General features: G+C 70.4%; 12 protein-coding genes. 7 read left to right on the top strand and 5 right to left on the bottom strand.

Going from position 1 to position 16,744, the window contains the following annotated elements; translation table 11 throughout:
- The first annotated feature begins 10 nt into the window (after window positions 1-10).
- Window positions 11-1,687 (top strand): long-chain-fatty-acid--CoA ligase, encoded by a 1,677-nt coding sequence (locus M3E84_RS06755; protein ID WP_259895453.1) that lies wholly within the window; start codon window positions 11-13, stop codon window positions 1,685-1,687.
- Between the two features lie 44 nt (window positions 1,688-1,731).
- Here M3E84_RS06755 and M3E84_RS06760 read toward each other — a convergent pair whose 3' ends face one another.
- Window positions 1,732-2,430: a TetR/AcrR family transcriptional regulator gene (locus M3E84_RS06760; protein WP_259895454.1), complete on the bottom strand. Its 699-nt coding sequence runs from the start codon at window positions 2,428-2,430 to the stop codon at window positions 1,732-1,734.
- A gap of 131 nt (window positions 2,431-2,561) precedes the next feature.
- On the opposite strand from M3E84_RS06760, the gene M3E84_RS06765 reads away from it, so the two are divergent.
- The 5 genes from M3E84_RS06765 to M3E84_RS06785 all read left to right on the top strand — a co-directional run bounded on the left by M3E84_RS06765 (window position 2,562) and on the right by M3E84_RS06785 (window position 9,984).
- Window positions 2,562-4,238, top strand: coding sequence for a long-chain-fatty-acid--CoA ligase (locus M3E84_RS06765; protein WP_259895455.1), 1,677 nt, complete (start codon window positions 2,562-2,564; stop codon window positions 4,236-4,238).
- 46 nt (window positions 4,239-4,284) lie between these two features.
- Complete coding sequence (locus tag M3E84_RS06770; protein WP_259895456.1) at window positions 4,285-5,505, top strand: acetyl-CoA C-acetyltransferase; 1,221 nt, start codon at window positions 4,285-4,287, stop codon at window positions 5,503-5,505.
- Between the two features lie 72 nt (window positions 5,506-5,577).
- Window positions 5,578-7,776 carry a 3-hydroxyacyl-CoA dehydrogenase NAD-binding domain-containing protein gene (locus M3E84_RS06775; RefSeq protein ID WP_259895457.1) on the top strand — a complete coding sequence of 733 codons (2,199 nt, stop codon included), beginning with the start codon at window positions 5,578-5,580 and terminating at the stop codon, window positions 7,774-7,776.
- Complete coding sequence (locus M3E84_RS06780) at window positions 7,773-8,744, top strand: CoA transferase (protein ID WP_259895458.1); 972 nt, start codon at window positions 7,773-7,775, stop codon at window positions 8,742-8,744. Before M3E84_RS06775 ends, M3E84_RS06780 begins: the two co-directional genes overlap by 4 nt.
- A gap of 58 nt (window positions 8,745-8,802) precedes the next feature.
- On the top strand, window positions 8,803-9,984 hold the full coding sequence (locus M3E84_RS06785) for an acyl-CoA dehydrogenase family protein (RefSeq protein WP_259895459.1): 1,182 nt from the start codon (window positions 8,803-8,805) through the stop codon (window positions 9,982-9,984).
- 380 nt (window positions 9,985-10,364) lie between these two features.
- Here the strand turns inward: M3E84_RS06785 and M3E84_RS06790 are convergent, their stop codons facing one another.
- The 4 genes from M3E84_RS06790 to M3E84_RS06805 are packed head-to-tail and all read right to left on the bottom strand — an operon-like array spanning window position 10,365 to window position 14,978.
- Window positions 10,365-10,661: an antibiotic biosynthesis monooxygenase gene (locus M3E84_RS06790; RefSeq protein ID WP_259895460.1), complete on the bottom strand. Its 297-nt coding sequence runs from the start codon at window positions 10,659-10,661 to the stop codon at window positions 10,365-10,367.
- A 22-nt stretch (window positions 10,662-10,683) separates the two neighbouring features.
- Complete coding sequence (speB, locus tag M3E84_RS06795) at window positions 10,684-11,700, bottom strand: agmatinase (RefSeq protein WP_259895461.1); 1,017 nt, start codon at window positions 11,698-11,700, stop codon at window positions 10,684-10,686.
- Window positions 11,701-11,733: 33 nt separating this feature from the next.
- On the bottom strand, window positions 11,734-13,422 hold the full coding sequence (locus M3E84_RS06800) for an NAD(P)/FAD-dependent oxidoreductase (protein WP_259895462.1): 1,689 nt from the start codon (window positions 13,420-13,422) through the stop codon (window positions 11,734-11,736).
- Entirely contained in the window at window positions 13,419-14,978 is a 1,560-nt protein-coding gene (locus M3E84_RS06805; RefSeq protein ID WP_259895463.1) for an amino acid permease, read from the bottom strand. Before M3E84_RS06805 ends, M3E84_RS06800 begins: the two co-directional genes overlap by 4 nt.
- A 214-nt stretch (window positions 14,979-15,192) precedes the next feature.
- Here M3E84_RS06805 and M3E84_RS06810 point away from each other — a divergent pair.
- The coding region (locus M3E84_RS06810; protein WP_259895464.1) for a PucR family transcriptional regulator at window positions 15,193-16,744 on the top strand (1,552 nt) is incomplete at its 3' end.

A 16,744-nucleotide genomic window follows, 5' to 3' on the forward strand; every position in this document is an offset into this window, starting at 1 on the left:
GCATGAGCGCATGGCCTCGCAGGGCGAACTCATCATGGGCACGCCGTCCACCATGGGCGACGACGAGCAGCTGACCACCACACGCCTGCTGCGGGACGCGGCGCGCAGCTTCGGGGATCAGGAGATCCTCTACCGCACCGACGACGGCACGTGGCAGCGCACCGACTATGCCGCCACCTGGGATCGGGTCCTGCGCATGGGCTCGGCGCTGAGCGGGATGGGCGTGGGCCCCGGATCCAAGGTGGGGCTGCTGCTGTGGAACGGGCTGCACCACTTCGAGTCCTACTACTCCGTACCCCTGGCCGGGGCCACCATGGTCCAGCTCAACCTGCGTCTGGCGCCTGCGGATCTGGCCTACGTGATCGAGCACAGCGGGGTGTCCGTGATCGTGATCGATCACTCCCTGCTGGATCTGGCCCGCACGCTCAAGCGCCACGTCTCGGAGGACATCCGCTGGATCGTCGCCTCTCATGACCACGTGGCCGAGGACTGGGGCGAGATCGCCCAGGCCGGCACCTACGAGCAGCTCGTGGCGGAGGCCGAGCCGCTGGCGGACATCCCGGAGATGTCCGAGCGCAGCGCCTCGGGCGCCTGCTACACGACCGGCACCACGGGTCGGCCCAAGGGCGTCTACTACTCGCACCGCTCCGTGTGGCTGCATGCCGCGGCCATGGCCTGCAACGCCGGGATCACCCTGGACGACGGCGTCATGATGCTCACGCCCATGTTCCACGTCCAGTGCTGGGGCCTGCCGTATGCGGCCACCATGGTCGGGGCGCGCGTGGTCCTGCCGGGGCGCTTCGACCTGAACGACGTCGACGGGCTGATCGACTCGATCGTCGAATGCGATGTCACGTTCTCCCCGGCCGCCCCGGCCATCCTCATGCCCATGCTGCGGGCCCTGAAGCGCCGCGAGGAGCCGCCGCGGCTCGAGCGGCTGCGCTTCATCAGCGGCGGCAGCGAGCCCCCGGTGTCCATGGTCCGGTCCTTCCACGAGCTCACGGGTGCGCAGGTCATGCATCTGTACGGCGCCTCGGAGACCTCGCCGCTGGTGACGATCAACCGCATGAAGCCGGCGGTGGCGGCCAAGGTCTCGGAGGAGGAGGCCTGGCAGATGCGCAAGTACCAGGGGCTCGTGCCCGCCGGCGTGGAGGTTCGGCTCGTGGATCCCACGGGGGAGCAGCTGCCCTGGGACGGCGAGACCGTGGGGGAGTTCCGCTACCGCGGTCCCTGGATCACTCGCTCCTACGCGGACAATCCGGAAGCCACGGACGCCGGCTTCGATGAGGACGGCTTCTGGCGCAGCGGCGACATGGGCTACCTGACGGAGTACGGCTACCTGAAGATCACGGACCGGCTCAAGGATGTCATCAAGTCCGGCGGCGAGTGGATCTCTTCGATCGACATGGAGAACGCGCTGGTCGCCCTGGGCGGAGTGGTGGAGGCCACCGTGATCGGGGTGCCGCACCCCAAGTGGGAGGAGCGGCCTCTGGCGCTGGTCGTGCGTTCGGAGGACTCCGCCGTCACGGACGAGTCGGTGCGCGAGCACCTGTCCGCCTCCTTCGCCCGCTGGCAGCTGCCGGATGAGATCCGCTTCATCGACGAGATCGCACGGACCTCGGTCGGCAAGATCAACAAGAAGAAGCTGCGCGCCGAGTACGAGGATGCCTACGCCGAGACCTCCTGAAAGCCGAATCCGAGTGTGAGCGGATCGGGCGGGGCTGGACGGGATCAGCCCTGCCCGCCAGGCGACTGCGCAGGCATCGCGATCCTGACCCGCGGCGCCGGTGCATCGCGCACTCCTGGATCCGCGGCGGGCTCCAGGCGCTGCCAGAGCCGGTCCGTGAGCGGCTGCACCACCATGGAGCCCATCTGACGCAGCAGCGTGGACAGCACGGAGGTGCGCAGATCCCGGCTGCCTCCCGTTCCCGAATGGCGCAGACGTCTGGCCTCCTCCAGGGTGAAGTCGACGAGCCGCTCGGCCAGGCCGTCGCCGTCGGCCTCATCGGCGCTGTCGCCCTTGATGACGCAGTCGTCGGCGGAGACGGTGCCTGGGCCGGAGGGCGGGGCGATCAGGCACCAGCGAAGGTAGCCCTCGATATCTGGGTGCTCGTGCAGCATGCGGGCGAAGGCCGCATCTCTCGCCGCACTCACGGCCGCTGCCTCGCCCGAGGCCGCAGACTGCGCGGTGGCCGCCTCCAGCGTCTGAGCGATGACCGAGAGCACCAGGTCGTCCACAGCGCGGGTGAGTCCCGCCTTGGAGCCGAAGTGATGGCGGATCAGTCCGGGGGCTGCCCCTGCATCGGCGGCGATCTCCCGCACGCCGGTCCCGGTCGGGCCCTGCCGTGCGTAGAGCCTCAGCGCACTGGCGCGCAGTCGCTGAGCCGTGGCTGGCAGCTCCGAGACCCCGCCGATCGTCGTCGCATCCATTCCCGTGCTCCCTCCGACCAGGCGCGCCGCCCCACGCGGCCGTCGTCCCGAATCGGAGTATTGCACGACTGTGCAATCTCGTGCTTGACTGCGAGCACCAACGATGTGAGTCAGACCACAGGAGTCCCACCATGGCCGCAGAGCCGCAGCTGGTCCACGGAGCACCGTCCACCATGGGCGATCACGAGCAGCTGACCACCACCCGGATGCTGCGCGATGCAGCCCGCAGCTTCGGGGATCAGCAGATCTCCTATCAGGACGACTCCGGGAAGTGGCAGTCCACGGACTACGCCGCCACCTGGGACCGGGTCCAGCGGGTGGGCTCGGCACTGGAAGGGATGGGCATCGGCCCGGACTCCCGCGTGGGCGTGCTGCTGTGGAACAGCCTGGAGCACTACGAGTCCTACTTCTCGATCCCGCTCGTGGGCGCCACCATGGTCCAGCTGAACATGCGCCTGGCCCCGGCGGATCTGGCCTACGTGATCGGCCACAGCGGGGTCACGACCCTGATCGTCGATCACACCCTGCTGCGTCTGGCCCAGGGGCTCAGGGAGCACATCCCGCAGGTCACCCAGTGGATCGTCGTGGGGCCGGAGTCCTCGCTCGAGCAGTTCGCGGGCCTCCCCGGCGTGTGCTCCTACGAGCAGCTGATCGCGGAGTCGCAGCCGTTGGCGCAGATCCCGAACATGGCCGAGACCACGGCCTCGGCCGCCTGCTACACCACGGGCACCACGGGGCGGCCCAAGGGCGTCTTCCTCTCCCACCGCTCCGTGTGGCTGCACGCCATGGCCGTCAGCTCGACCAGCGGTCTGACGGGTGCGGACAAGGTCATGATGCTCACGCCCATGTTCCACGTGCAGTGCTGGGGCCTGCCGTTCGCGGCCACCGCCGTGGGAGCGCAGATGGTGCTTCCGGGGCGCTTCACGCTCGATGACATGGACATGCTCACCGCGGCCATCCTGGAGCAGGAGGTCACTCTCGCCCCGGCGGCGCCGGCGATCCTCATGCCCATGCTGCGCAGCCTCAAGCGCATGGACACGCCCCCGCGCCTGGATGGCCTGCGCTTCCTGTGCGGTGCCAGCGAGCCCCCGGTGTCCATGATGCGGGCCTTCCACGAGCTCACCGGAGCGGAGGTCGTCCACGCCTACGGCGCCACGGAGACCTCGCCCGTCGTGACGATGAACCGCATGAAGCCGTCCGTGGCCGCGAGGGTCTCCGAGGAGGAGGCCTGGGAAATGCGCAAGTACCAGGGCCTCGTGGTCGCCGGCGTGGACGTGAAGATCGTGGACCCGACCGGCGAGGAGGTCCCGAACGACGGCAGCACCGCCGGCGAGGTGCGCCTGCGCGGACCGTGGATCGTCGCCTCCTACGCCGACAATCCCGAGGCCACGGAGGCCGGTTTCGACGAGGAGGGCTACTGGCGCAGCGGCGACGTCGGCTACCTCAACGAGCACGGCTACCTGAAGATCACCGATCGGCTCAAGGACGTCATCAAGTCCGGCGGCGAGTGGATCTCCTCGATCGACATGGAGAACCGCCTGATGGCCCTCGACGGGGTCGTGGAGGCCACGGTGATCGGCGTCCCGCACCCCAAGTGGGAGGAGCGGCCGCTGGCTCTGGTGGTGCGCTCGGAGGGCTCGGACGTCACGGAGGCCTCGGTGCGCGAGCACCTCTGCGGCGCCTTCGCCGAGTGGCAGCTGCCGGATGAGATCCGCTTCATCGACGAGATCGCGCGAACCTCCGTCGGCAAGATCAACAAGAAGAAGCTGCGCGACGAGTACTCCGACGCCTTTCAGCCCGAGTCCTGACGGACCGCGCAGCCCGAACCCCCGATCCTTCTGAAAGGCCCCCTTCATGACGGCACCTGCCGAAGCCCTCATCTTCGATGCCATCCGCACCCCGCGCGGGCTGGGCAAGCCCCGCGGCAGCCTGCACGAGGTCAAGCCCGTCGACCTGCTCGGCGGTCTGCTCGATTCCCTGCGCGAGCGCCACCCGGACATGGACCCGGCGGGCATCGAGGACATCGTCCTGGGCTGCGTGACCCCGGTGGGGGACCAGGGCGCCGACATCGCCCGCACCGCAGCCATCAAGGCCGGCATGCCCGAGAACGTGGCCGGCGTGCAGCTCAATCGCTTCTGCGGCTCCGGCCTGGAGGCCGTGAACCAGGTCGCCGCGCGAGTGCGCTCGGGCTGGGAGTCCCTGCTGATCGGCGGCGGCGTGGAGTCCATGTCCCGTGTGCCCATGGCCTCCGACGGCGGCGCGTGGGCCATGGACCCGGCGACCGCGATCGCCACGAATTTCATCCCGCAGGGAGTCTCCGCCGACCTGATCGCCACTCGCGAGGGCTTCACCCGCCGCGAGCTCGACGAGTTCGCCGTCCAGAGCCACCAGCGCGCTGCACGAGCCTGGGAGGAGGGCCGCTTCGCGCAGTCGGTGATCTCGGTGAAGGACCAGAACGGGCTGCCCGTCCTGGATCGCGACGAGACCATCCGCCCGGAAGCCACCGTCGAGTCCCTGTCGCAGCTGAATCCGGCCTTCGCGAAGGTGGGGGAGGCCGGCGGCTTCGACTTCATCGCGGCCAACCGCTATCCCGAGATCGAACGGGTCGAGCACCTGCATCATGCCGGCAGCTCGTCGGGGATCGTCGACGGCGCCTCCCTGGTGCTCGTGGGCAGTCAGGAGGCCGGGCAGCGTCACGGTCTGCGGCCGCGGGCGCGGATCGTCTCCACGGCGGTCGTGGGCTCGGAGCCCACGATCATGCTCACCGGCCCCACACCGGCCTGCCGCAAGGCCCTGGACGTGGCCGGGCTCAGCGCCTCGGACATCGACCTGGTCGAGATCAACGAGGCCTTCGCCGCGATCCCGCTGAAGCTGCTGCGGGACATGGGCTGGTCGCAGGAGCAGGCCAACGTCAACGGCGGCGCGATCGCCATGGGCCACCCGCTGGGCGCCACCGGCGCCATGATCCTGGGCACGCTCGTGGACGAGCTCGAGCGCCGCGACCAGGAGTTCGGCATCGCGACCCTGTGCATCGGCGGCGGCATGGGCATCGCCACCGTCGTCCAGCGGATCTGAACGCACTGTCCGCACTCCTCCCGCAGCACCTGGCCCCGGCCCGCACGAGCCTTTTCGAAGGGAACCCCACCGATGACGCAGCACGACAGCGATGCGACGACCCCCGAGCAGTCCATGATCTCCTGGCAGCGCGACGGCGACCTGGTCGTCCTGACCATGGACGACCCCGGTGCCCCCGTGAACACCATGAACAGCACCTACCAGGACGGCCTGGAGCAGGCGCTCGAGCGGCTGGAGGCCGAGCGCGAGTCGATCGACGGGGTGGTGCTGACCAGCGCCAAGAAGGACTTCTTCGCCGGGGGAGACCTCAAGGCCCTGAAGGCGGCTGGTGCGGGCGATGAAGAGGAGATCTTCGCCCTGACTCAGGCCATCAAGGGCCAGCTGCGCCGCCTGGAGACCCTGGGCATCCCGGTCGTGGCCGCGCTCAACGGCTCGGCCCTGGGCGGGGGACTGGAGATCGCCCTGGCCTGCCACCGGCGCCTCTGCGCGGACGGCCCCCGCGTCAAGCTCGGCCTGCCTGAGGTGAGCCTGGGCCTGCTGCCCGGTGCCGGAGGGATCAGCCGCCTGACCCGCATGCTCGGGATCCAGCCCGCTCTGATGGACTGGATCCTGCCCGGTGCGCAGAAGACTCCCGCCCAGGCGCTGGAGGCCGGAGTCATCGACGAGGTGGTCGAGGCGCAGGAGGACCTGCTCCCTGCGGCCAAGGCCTGGCTGCGCGAGCACGCCCAGGACGAGGGCGCCGCCGTCAAGGCATGGGACGTCAAGGGCTTCCGCCTCCCCGGCGGCGGTCCTGCGCAGCCGTCGTTCGCCCAGAACCTGCCCGGCTTCCCCGCCAACCTGCGCAAGCAGCTCAAGGGCGCGGACCTGCCGGCTCCACTGGCAGCACTGAGCACCGCGATCGAGGGCGCGCAGGTGGACTTCGACACCGCATGCCGCATCGAGTCCCGGTACTTCACGCAACTGGTCACCGGGCGGACCTCCACGGCCATGATCCAGGCCTTCCACTTCGACCTGCAGGCAGCCAGGGCCGGTCGATTCCTGGGCGAGCGCACCTCCGAGCCGCAGAAGGTCACCTCGGTGGCCGTGCTGGGCGCCGGCATGATGGGCGCGGGCATCGCCTACGAGTGCGCTCGCGCCGGCATGACGGTGCATCTGAAGGACGTCTCGGTCGAGAAGGCCGAGAAGGGCCGTCAGCACAGCGAGTCCCTGCTGGCCAAGGCCGTGCAGCGCGGCCGGATGACGCAGGAGGAGGCCGACGAGGTCCTGGGCCGCATCCTGCCCACCGATCAGGCCTCGGACCTGGCGGAGGTGGAGGCCGTGATCGAAGCGGTCTTCGAGGATCCGGAGCTGAAGGCATCCGTGTTCGCCGAGGTCGAGGCCGTCGTCGGGCCGGACACGCTGATGTGCTCGAACACCTCGACCCTGCCGATCACCTCCCTGCAGACCCGTCGTGAGCGGCCTGCCGACTTCATCGGGCTGCACTTCTTCTCCCCGGTCGAGAAGATGAAGCTGGTCGAGATCATCAGTGGCGAGCAGACCTCCCAGCGCACCCTCGAGCGGGCCTACGACCTCTCGCAGCAGATCCGCAAGATCGCTATCAGCGTGGGCGACGGCCGGGGCTTCTACACCTCGCGCGTGTTCGGCACCCTGCTGCTCGAAGCCGTGGCCATGCTCGACGAGGGCGCGGATCCGCAGGTCATCGAGCGCCGAGCCTCGCAGGCCGGGTTCCCGGGCACGCCGCTGGCGATGTTCGACGAGATCTCCATGAACCTCATGCGCCACATCCGCGACACCGAGATCCAGGCCGCCCATGCCGAGGGCCGCGAGCGCCCGGTGGCTCCCGGCGAGGCGCTCGTGGACCGCATGGTCGAGGAGTTCGAGCGGCCCGGACGCGCTGCCGGGGCGGGCTTCTACGACTACCCGGACGACGGCGGCAAGCACCTGTGGCCGGGGCTGAGGGAGCACTTCGCATGCGGCACCGAGCTGCCGGCCGAGGACATGAAGGACCGGCTGCTGTTCCGCATGGCCCTGGAGACCGGCGCCTGCTTCGAGGAGGGCGTGCTCACCGACACTGCCTCGGCGAATATCGGCGGCATCTTCGGCATCGGCTTCCCTCCGGCCACCGGCGGCCCGGCCACGTTCATGACCAACTACGAGGGCGGCCTGGCCGGCTTCATCGCCCGGGCGGAGGAGCTGGCAGCGGCCTACGGCCCGCGCTTCGCGCCCTCTGGCTGGCTGCGGGCCCGAGCGGACGAGGGGACCCTGGCATGACCGAGCGCCCCGAGCCCGGCCCCGCCGAGCCCGCCGAGCCCGGAGGGGCGGTGCCGTCCGGGGCGCTCGAGGGCCTCGTGGTGGTGTCGATCGCCCAGAACCTCCCGGGCCCGGTGGCCGCGGCGCGCCTGCAGGGCCTGGGCGCGCGGGTCGTGACGATCCTGCCGCCGTCCGGAGATCCTCTGCGCCACCAGCTGCCCGAGCTGTTCGAGCACCTCCACCGGGGCCAGGAGGTCCTGAGCCTGGACCTCAAGTCGGACGAGGGCCGAGACCGCCTCGAGGGCCTGCTGGAGGTCGCGGACCTGCTGCTGAGCTCCTCGAGGGCCGGGGCGCTGCGACGGCTGGGCCTGGACTTCCCCTCCGTGCACCAGCGGCATCCGGGGCTGTGCCAGGTCGACCTGGTGGGCTTCCCCGGCGACCACGCCGATCGTCCCGGGCACGATCTGAGCTTCCAGGCCGGGGCGGGGCTGCTCGACCCGGACCGTCTGCCCCGCACGCTGAGCGCGGACATGCACGGCGCCGAACACGCTGTGAGCGCAGCCCTGACCCTGCTGCTGTCCCGCGAGCGCCATGGAACCCGCGGGCCCGACGGCCGCTGGGCCAGCGGTGGCGGCCATGAGCAGACGGCGCTGAGCGAGGCCGCCCTGGATCTGGCCATGCCGGTGCGCTGGGGGATGACCGGCCCGGAGTCGCCGCTCGGGGGAGCGAGCCCGTACTACCGCATCTACCCGGCCGCCCAGGGCCACGTGGCGCTGGCGGCCCTGGAGCCGCACTTCGTGCAGGCGCTGGTCGGCCTGGGCCTCGACCCGCAGGGCGACGTCCCGGAGCAGCTCACCCGGATCCTGGCCGAGCGCACCGCACAGGAGTGGGAGGACTGGGCGGCCCGAGCCGGGGCCCCGCTCACCGCTCTGGCTGAACCCGTGCGTCCGGGCCCGAGCCCGGACCGCCCCGAATCCGCAGCCCCCTGACCCAGACCCCGGGCCCGCAGCAGCGACGTCCCGGTCGCATCGCAGAAGGAGAGCCATCATGAGCGCAGAGCACATCGACATCGCGGATCTGCCGGAGGCGGACCTGCTGGATCACCGCAGCGCTCTGCCGCAGGACCAGCAGCGCAAGCTGAGCGAGCTGCGGGAGTTCCTGGACGCCGAGATCCGCCCGCATACGGCCGAGCACTGGTCCCGCGACGAGTTCGCCCCCGAGCTGGCCGCCAAATGCGGCGAGTTCGGACTGGGCGATCTGCGCTCGCCGGACACCGACTCGGTCTTCCGCGGCTTCGTGGCAGCCGAGCTGGCGCGGGCGGACATCTCCATCAGCGTCTACCTGGCGCTGCACAGCGACCTCGTGATGGCCACCCTCGACGAGCTGGGCTCCGAGGAGCAGAAGCAGCAGTGGCTGCCGCCCATGCGCCGCATGGAGTTCACCGGCTGCTTCGCCCTGACCGAGCCCGACCACGGCTCGGACGTGGCAGGCGGGCTGGCCACCACGGCGCGCCGCGACGGCGATCACTGGGTGCTCAATGGCACCAAGCGCTGGATCGGCAACGGGACGATCGCCCGCATCGCGATCGTGTGGGCCCGCGACGAGGCCGACGGCCAGGTCAAGGGCTTCATCGTGGAGACGGACACCCCCGGGTTCACGGCCACCAAGATCGAGCACAAGATCGCGGTGAAGATCGTGCAGAACGCGGACCTCACCTTCGAGGACGTCCGCATCCCGGTCTCGAACCACCTGCCGGGCACCAGCTCCTTCCGCGACACCAACGTAATCCTGGAGCAGTCCCGGGCGGGACTGGCCTGGCAGTCCGTGGGCGCGCAGATGGCGATCTTCGACGTCGCCCGCCGGTACGCCCTGGAGCGCCGGCAGTTCGGCCGCCCTCTGGCCGGCTTCCAGCTCACGCAGGACCACCTGGTGCGCATCGCCGCCAACACGACCGCCTCGGTCGGGATCGCCCACCGGATGAGCCAGCTGCGCGCCCAGGGCACGGCCACCATGGGCCAGGCCGCCATGGCCAAGCTGAAGACCTCACAGATGGCGCGCGAGTCCGCTGCGCTGGGCCGCCAGCTCATGGGCGGCAACGGCATCCTGGTCGATCGGGAGATGGGGAAGATCTTCAGCGATGTGGAGGCGATCTTCACCTACGAGGGCACCGCAGAGGTCAACACCCTGATCGTCGGACGGGCGCTGACCGGGATCTCCGCGTTCGTCTGAGTCGGCCCGCTGGATGTGGGCGTCCTTCCGTCCGATGGTGACCTGCTGATAGATCCGCACGCGATCGCCGATCGTGACCTCCGGATAGATCACGGTCCCGAAGCCGTAGTGCACCAGCTGCAGCCCGTTCCCGATGCGCACCTCGGCGGGCACGGAGAGGTTCAGCGGCACAGCGGCCAGCCGTGCCAGGCGCCAGTTCCTGCGTGCGACGAGCCTCTCGGCGATGCCCACGGAGTCCCTCTCGATCGATGCGCTGCTGCGATGACATGACGAGTCTTGTCCCACGGCCTGCGAGCGGGGAAGAGGGACAGATGTGGACAGACGACGACGGACCCGCTCGAAAAGCGGGCCCGTCGCGGCGGCTGCTCCGGGGCGGGGCTTCAGCCCTCGAGGTCGACGACCTCGAACTCCAGCAGCTCGGCCTGCGAGCTCACCGGCCGCCGGCCGGTGGACTCGTGGGACGGCTGGCGCTGGGAGCGCCAGGCCTCAAACGAGGCCTCATCTCGCCACCGCGTCACCACGAAGTAGCGGGACTGCTCCCCGGCGGGGCGCAGCAGCTCGAATCCCTCGAACCCGTCCGCGCCGTCGACCGCGTGCTTCCGCGCGGCGAAGCGCTGCTCGAGCTCTGGCCCGGCACCCTCCGGGACGGAGAGGACATTGATCTTCACGACGGACATCTCACACCACTTCCCGTGCGGCTCAGCCGCCGTAGACGGTTCCGGACTCCCCGTAGGCCGGCCCGCCCTTCTCGGCGCCGGCGCCGAGTGCCAGCAGCGACATGAACTCGTAGACCACGTGCGCGGCGGCCAGGCCGGTGAGCTCGGCGTGGTCGTAGGGAGGGGAGACCTCCACGACGTCTGCGCCCACCAGATTCGTCCCGCGCAGCCCGCGCAGGATCTCCAGCAGCTCGCGCGAGGTCATGCCGCCCGGCTCGGGGGTGCCGGTGCCCGGGGCGTGGGCCGGGTCCAGGACGTCGATGTCCAGGGAGATGTACAGCGGGCGATCGCCCACGCGCTTGCGCAGCAGCTCGACCACGGCATCGGGGCCCATGCGCATGACGTCGTTGCTGGTCACGATCCCGAAGCCGAAGCGGGCGTCGTCGTCGAGGTCCTGCGTGCCGTAGAGCGGGCCGCGGGTGCCCACGTGGCACAGCGCGTCGGTGTCCAGCAGGCCTTCCTCGAAGGCCCGGCGGAACGGCGTGCCGTGCGTGTACTCGGCGCCGAAGTACGTGTCCCAGGTGTCCAGGTGCGCATCGAAGTGCAGCAGGGCGATGGGCCCGTGCTTGGCGGCATGGGCCCGCAGCAGCGGCAGGGCCAGGGTGTGGTCGCCGCCGATCGTGATGATCGAGGTGTCATCGGCCAGGAAGGAGGCCGCCGCCTCCTGGGCGGCGCGCAGCCCGTCCTCGATGTCGAAGGCGTTGATCGCGACGTCGCCGGCATCGGCCACCTGCTTGGCGGCGAAGGGCGAGACCGACTGCGCCGGGTTGAACGGGCGCAGCAGACGCGAGGACTCGCGCACGTGCGTGGCCCCGAAGCGTGCGCCCGGCCGGTATGACACGCCCGTGTCGAAGGGCATGCCGACCACGGCCACATCGGCGTGGTCGACGTCCTCGATCCGGGGCAGGCGCGCGAAGGTGCCCAGCCCGGCGTAGCGCGGGGTGAGGGCGGCGTTGACCGGGCCGATGCGGCCGTTGTCATTGACGCGAGGATGATCCATGACGGTCCTTCCTGATGGTGGGGGAGGTGGGGTTCAGTCCAGGGCGATGGGGCCGTACTCGTCGAGCAGCTCGCCCGGCCCCGGGTTCTCGGCGGCGCTGGAGCCGCCCAGGTGGCGCACGACGCCCCAGGTCGCGTTCAGGGCGGTCTGCACGGCGCCCTCGGCCCAGCCCGCGGTCCACGAGATGTCGTCGCCGGCCAGGAAGATGCCGCGCTGGTGCTCGGGCAGATCGTCCTGCTGGAAGTGGGTGAACAGGCGCTGCTGGTAGCGGTAGTGTCCCGGCAGGTTGGCCTTGAAGGCGCCCATGAAGTTGGGGTCGGACTCCCACGAGACCGTGATCGGCTGGCCCACGATGTGGCTGGCGATGTCGACGTCCGGGTAGATCTGCTTGAGCGAGTGCAGCATCAGCTCCACCCGCTGGTCGGCATCCAGCGACAGCCACTTCATGGCGTCGTCGTTCCAGGTGTAGGACAGCAGGATCACGGCGGGCTTGTCGTCGCCGTCATCGAGCAGGTAGGTCGCGCGGTTGAGACGGTCCGTCAGCGTCATGGACAGCGTGTCGCGGCCCGTCTCGGGATCGACGTCCTTCCAGAAGGGGCGGTCCACCATGACGAAGGTCTTGGAGGACTGCATGTAGTGCGAGCGCTCCAGGGCCGTCCACATGGGGGCGGGGAACAGCGACTCCTGGGTGTCGATCCGAGTGGAGAGCAGCCAGGACTGGCAGGCGGTCACGACGGCGCTGTAGCGGCGCGTGCGCCCCCAGCGCTCGGTGATCTCGAGCTCTCCGGTGGTCTTGTCGCGGCGGATGGCGCTCACGGCGCCGGCGGGGGCCCCGCCGTGCAGCGACTGCAGGCTGGTGCCGGCAGGCCAGTGCTCGAGCTGGTCGGGCACGTGGCGCCACAGGCGCTCGGGGAGCTGCTGGGCCCCGCCGAGGATGCGGCGGTGGCCGTCATCGGCGTCGGTGTAGACCACGCGGAGGATCTCGAGGATCGAGTTCGGGAAGTCGGTGTCCCAGCCGCCGGTGCCGAAGCCGACCTGCCCGAAGGCCTCGCGGTGGGCGAAGCCGGCCTCGCGGAAGGCCTGGGACTCGGCGATGAAGCCGTAGAAGGTCTGCTCGTCCATGCGCGGCAGCAGGCGGTTCCAGATCTCCTTGATCCGGGCGGTGTCGCGGTCGCGGATGGCGTCCTTCATCTGCTCGGCCTCGGCGTCGTCGTCGATCGCCGACTGCCAGGCGCGGGCCACCTCGTTGAAGAACTCGGGCAGCTCATCGGGCGTGCGGGCGTAGTGCGACTTGCCGCCCAGCTCGATCACCGTGGAGGGGGTGACGTCCGAGAGCGGGTTCGGGAAGGCCTCGGTCTCCAGGCCCACCAGGTCGATGTAGTGGTACAGCGCGCGCCCGGAGACCGGGAAGCGCATGCCGCCCAGATCGGCGACGACCTCGGGGGCGGCGTCGAAGCTCGCGGTCTTGAGGCGGCCGCCGATCTCGCCGGCCTCGTAGACCACCGGGCGCAGCCCGAGCTTCATCAGCTCGTAGGCGGTGATCAGCCCGGAGAGCCCGGCGCCGATCACGGCGACCTCGGTGCCGTGCATGGACTCGGGCACCTGGCCCAGTCCGGCGGGGTGCTGCAGGTAGTGGTCGTAGCTGAAGGGGAAGTCGGGGTTCAGCATGGTCAGCGGACGGTTCTGGCCGTCCTCCATGGGCTGCTCGGTCGCAGTGGTCATCGTGATTCGCCTTCCTGGTCGCGGCGCCTGGGGGCGCCGATGGGGGAGGGGCCGTCTGCGGCCGCGTAGTCGATGGGGCCGGTAGCGGGGTAGGGCTCAGCCATGAGGACGCCGTACTCTTCGGCGGAGAGCTTCCCGATCAGGGAGTGACGACGGCTGTAGGCCAGGTAGATGATCAGGCCCGCGATCATCCAGAGCAGGAACACCAGCCAGGTCACGCCGCCGAGCTGGGTCATCAGCGCCGCGCAGATCAGCGCGCCGAGGATCGGGGTGAGCGGGAACAGCGGCAGGCGGAAGCTGTCGCGGCTCATGGGCTCGCGGCGGCGCAGCAGGATCACCGCGATGTTCACCAGCATGAAGGCGAACAGCGTGCCGATGCTCGTGGCGTTGGCGAGTTCACCCAGGGGGATCAGACCGGCCGTCACGGTGATGACGGCGCCCACGATCACCGTGTTGGCCACCGGGGTGGCGGTGCGCGGGGAGACCTTCTGGAAGATCTGCGGGACCATGCCGTCGCGGGACATGGACATCAGGATGCGGGTCTGGCCGTAGAGCACGGTCAGCACGACCGAGACGATCGCCACCACGGAGGACACGGCGAAGATCAGGCCGGGGATCCGCGATCCGGTGATCTCGTCGAGGATGTGCACCAGCGGCGCCTCGGAGCCCTCGAACCAGCCCCACGGGCGGGCGCCGATCGCGGTGACCGCGACCAGGACGTAGAGGGCCGTGATGACGACCATGGAGATCACGATGGAGCGGGGGAGGTCCCTCTTGGGGTTCTTGGCCTCCTCACCTGCGGTCGAGGCGGCGTCGAAGCCGATGTAGGAGAAGAACACGACGGCGGCCGCACCGGTCACGCCGCTGACGCCCATGGGCAGCAGGGGCTCGAAATTCCCGGAGTCGAAGGCCGTGAAGGCCACGATGATGAAGAAGATCAGGATCGCGATCTTGATGAACACCATCACGACGTTGGTCAGCGAGGACTCGCGGGCACCGCGCACCAGCAGGACAGTGGCGAAGATGACGACCAGGACCGCGGGCAGGTTGATGACCCCGCCCTCGGACGGCGCCGCCGTGAGGAACTCCGGAAGGCTCAGGCCGAAGACCGAGAGGGTCTCGTTGACGTACTGGCTCGCGCCCACGGCCACGGCGGCCACGGAGACGCCGTACTCGAGCACCAGGCACCAGCCGCAGACCCAGGCCATGCCCTCGCCCATGGTGGCGAAGGAGTAGGAGTAGCTCGACCCGGAGACGGGGACGCGCCCGGCGAGCTCGGCGTAGGACAGGGCCGAGAGCAGGGCTGCGAAGCCCGCGATCACGAACGAGATCCACACGGCCGGGCCCGCCATGGGCACGGATTCGCCGAGGATCACGAGGATGCCGGTGCCGAGGGTCGCGCCGATGCTGATCATGGTCAGCTGGACCACGCCGAAGCTGCGGCTGAGCTCGTTGCCCTCCTCATCGGCGCCGCTCTCGCGGCGGAACATGGGCAGGGGCTTGCGCCTGGACAGCTGGGCTCCGAGCGACAGTCGCTCGACGGGTGCATCGGCCATGGGGGTTCCCTTCTCCGGCGGATCGGATGCCACTCTAGGGACGTGATCCGCATCTCATCGTGGGATGATATGCCCTGAGATTCGTCAACGTGGTGCAAAGCGCACAATATCCGCTGCGGCCGAGGGTGCGGCCCCCGGGGCATGCCCCGGCGCGGCGGCGGCACCGGCGCAGATCAGGGGCACGTCCCTGCCGCACCCGAACCAGGAGGAGAGCATGGACCCATCGCTCGAGACACCGCTCGTGACCGTGACGCTGGACCGGCTGCTGCACGCGCTGCCGGAGACCGTGCGCGTGCTGCACCCGGGCCGCGGCGACAGCGCCGTGCGCTGGGTCGGTCCGAGCGAGCTCGATGATCCGGTGCCGTTCCTGGTGCCCGGGGAGGTCGTGCTCACCTCGGGCATGCCGTTCCGCGCCTCGGACGGGCACGCCGAGGCGCAGCGCTACGTGGCTTCGCTGGTCAAGGCCGAGGCCCGCGCGCTCGGCGTGGGGCTTGCCCCGCATCACGACCGCACCCCGGAGGCCGTGATCGAGGCCTGCCGGCTGCACGGGCTGGGACTGTTCGAGATCCCGCCCGAGGTCTCGTTCGCGTCGATCGGGCTGGTTTTCGCCCGCCTCATGGAGACCGCCCGTGCCCGGGTGCTGCGCGATCTGCACGACGGCACTCGGCGCCTGCTCGCAGCCGCCATGGGCTCGAGCCCCGAGCAGGAGGTGCTGACGGTGCTCACACGCGGTCCGGTGGAGTGGGCCGTGGTGCTGGGCGCCGACGGCCAGGTGCGCGCCGGGAGTGCTCCGGCCTCGACCGAGCAGCTCGAGGGGCTGGTCGAGCGGGTGCAGGGAGGCTCGGGAGCGCGTCTGGAGATCGCTCGATTCGACCAGCTCGAGGCCCCCGTGGTGGAGGCGCATCCGCTGCGCCCCAGCGGCGACGACGCCGTGGCCGTGCTGGTGGCAGGCTCCCGTCGTCCGCTGGAGCCCTCGGCGGCGGGAACGGTGCGCGCGGCGGTGACCGTGCTCGAGGTCCTGCAGCGCCGTCGCGCCAGCAGGAGGGAGGCAGCCGGCGAGCTGGCCGCCCGGCTGCTGCTGCGCGGCAGGATCGCCTCGGAGACCACGGAGGCGCTCATCAGCCGCAGCGCAGGTGCCGCGCATCGCACGAGGCTTCGGATCGTCATGGGCGTGCCCCGTGTGGCCGAGGGGGTCTCGGTCGACGAGCGGTTCTGGGGGCACCTGCTGGACACGGAGCTGGTGCTGCCCGAGGACGGGGGATTCACGGCGATCACGCGCAGGGATCCGAGCGCGCGGGCGGTCGCCGAGGCCCGACGTCGCGGGTGGCTGCTGGCCATCGGCGATCCGGTCGAGGCCGATGGCCTGCGGACGGCGGCTTCGGAGCTTCTCGCTGTGCGGGATCAGCTGCGCCGCAGCGATCGCAGCCTGCGTCAGGGCGAGCAGCCCCTGAGCGTGGCCTCGCTGCTCGGCCCGCAGGCGGGGGCGGCCCTGGCTCGCGGACTGCTCGGACACCTGCTCGAGCCCACCGAGGAGGCGGCCGAGCAGCGACGCGTGCTCACGGCGTGGCTGGCATGCAGTGGCTCTTGGGAGGCGGCGGCTCGTGAGCTGGATCTGCACCGCAACACGGTGCGCCGTCAGATCGAGGCGCTGCAGCAGGAGCTGGGGCTTGATCTGGGGGACATGGGCGTGCGTGCGGACCTGTGGGTCGCGCTGCGCTTCGCCCGGGACGCTCACTCGGACGCCGACGGGGGCTGGGCGGCGCCCC

Source organism: Kocuria sp. p3-SID1428, assembly GCF_025149945.1.
In the GTDB taxonomy this organism is placed as follows: domain Bacteria; phylum Actinomycetota; class Actinomycetes; order Actinomycetales; family Micrococcaceae; genus Kocuria.

What these genes read in the sequence shown, in the direction of transcription:
- M3E84_RS06780 (WP_259895458.1), top strand. Translation starts at nt 7,773, where the DNA reads ATGACCGAGCGCCCCGAGCCCGGCCCCGCCGAGCCCGCCGAGCCCGGA.
- M3E84_RS06755 (WP_259895453.1), top strand. Translation starts at nt 11, where the DNA reads ATGGCCTCGCAGGGCGAACTCATCATGGGCACGCCGTCCACCATGGGC.
- M3E84_RS06805 (WP_259895463.1), bottom strand. Translation starts at nt 14,978, where the DNA reads ATGGCCGATGCACCCGTCGAGCGACTGTCGCTCGGAGCCCAGCTGTCC.
- M3E84_RS06785 (WP_259895459.1), top strand. Translation starts at nt 8,803, where the DNA reads ATGAGCGCAGAGCACATCGACATCGCGGATCTGCCGGAGGCGGACCTG.
- M3E84_RS06760 (WP_259895454.1), bottom strand. Translation starts at nt 2,430, where the DNA reads ATGGATGCGACGACGATCGGCGGGGTCTCGGAGCTGCCAGCCACGGCT.
- M3E84_RS06775 (WP_259895457.1), top strand. Translation starts at nt 5,578, where the DNA reads ATGACGCAGCACGACAGCGATGCGACGACCCCCGAGCAGTCCATGATC.
- M3E84_RS06765 (WP_259895455.1), top strand. Translation starts at nt 2,562, where the DNA reads ATGGCCGCAGAGCCGCAGCTGGTCCACGGAGCACCGTCCACCATGGGC.
- speB (WP_259895461.1), bottom strand. Translation starts at nt 11,700, where the DNA reads ATGGATCATCCTCGCGTCAATGACAACGGCCGCATCGGCCCGGTCAAC.
- M3E84_RS06770 (WP_259895456.1), top strand. Translation starts at nt 4,285, where the DNA reads ATGACGGCACCTGCCGAAGCCCTCATCTTCGATGCCATCCGCACCCCG.
- M3E84_RS06800 (WP_259895462.1), bottom strand. Translation starts at nt 13,422, where the DNA reads ATGACCACTGCGACCGAGCAGCCCATGGAGGACGGCCAGAACCGTCCG.
- M3E84_RS06790 (WP_259895460.1), bottom strand. Translation starts at nt 10,661, where the DNA reads ATGTCCGTCGTGAAGATCAATGTCCTCTCCGTCCCGGAGGGTGCCGGG.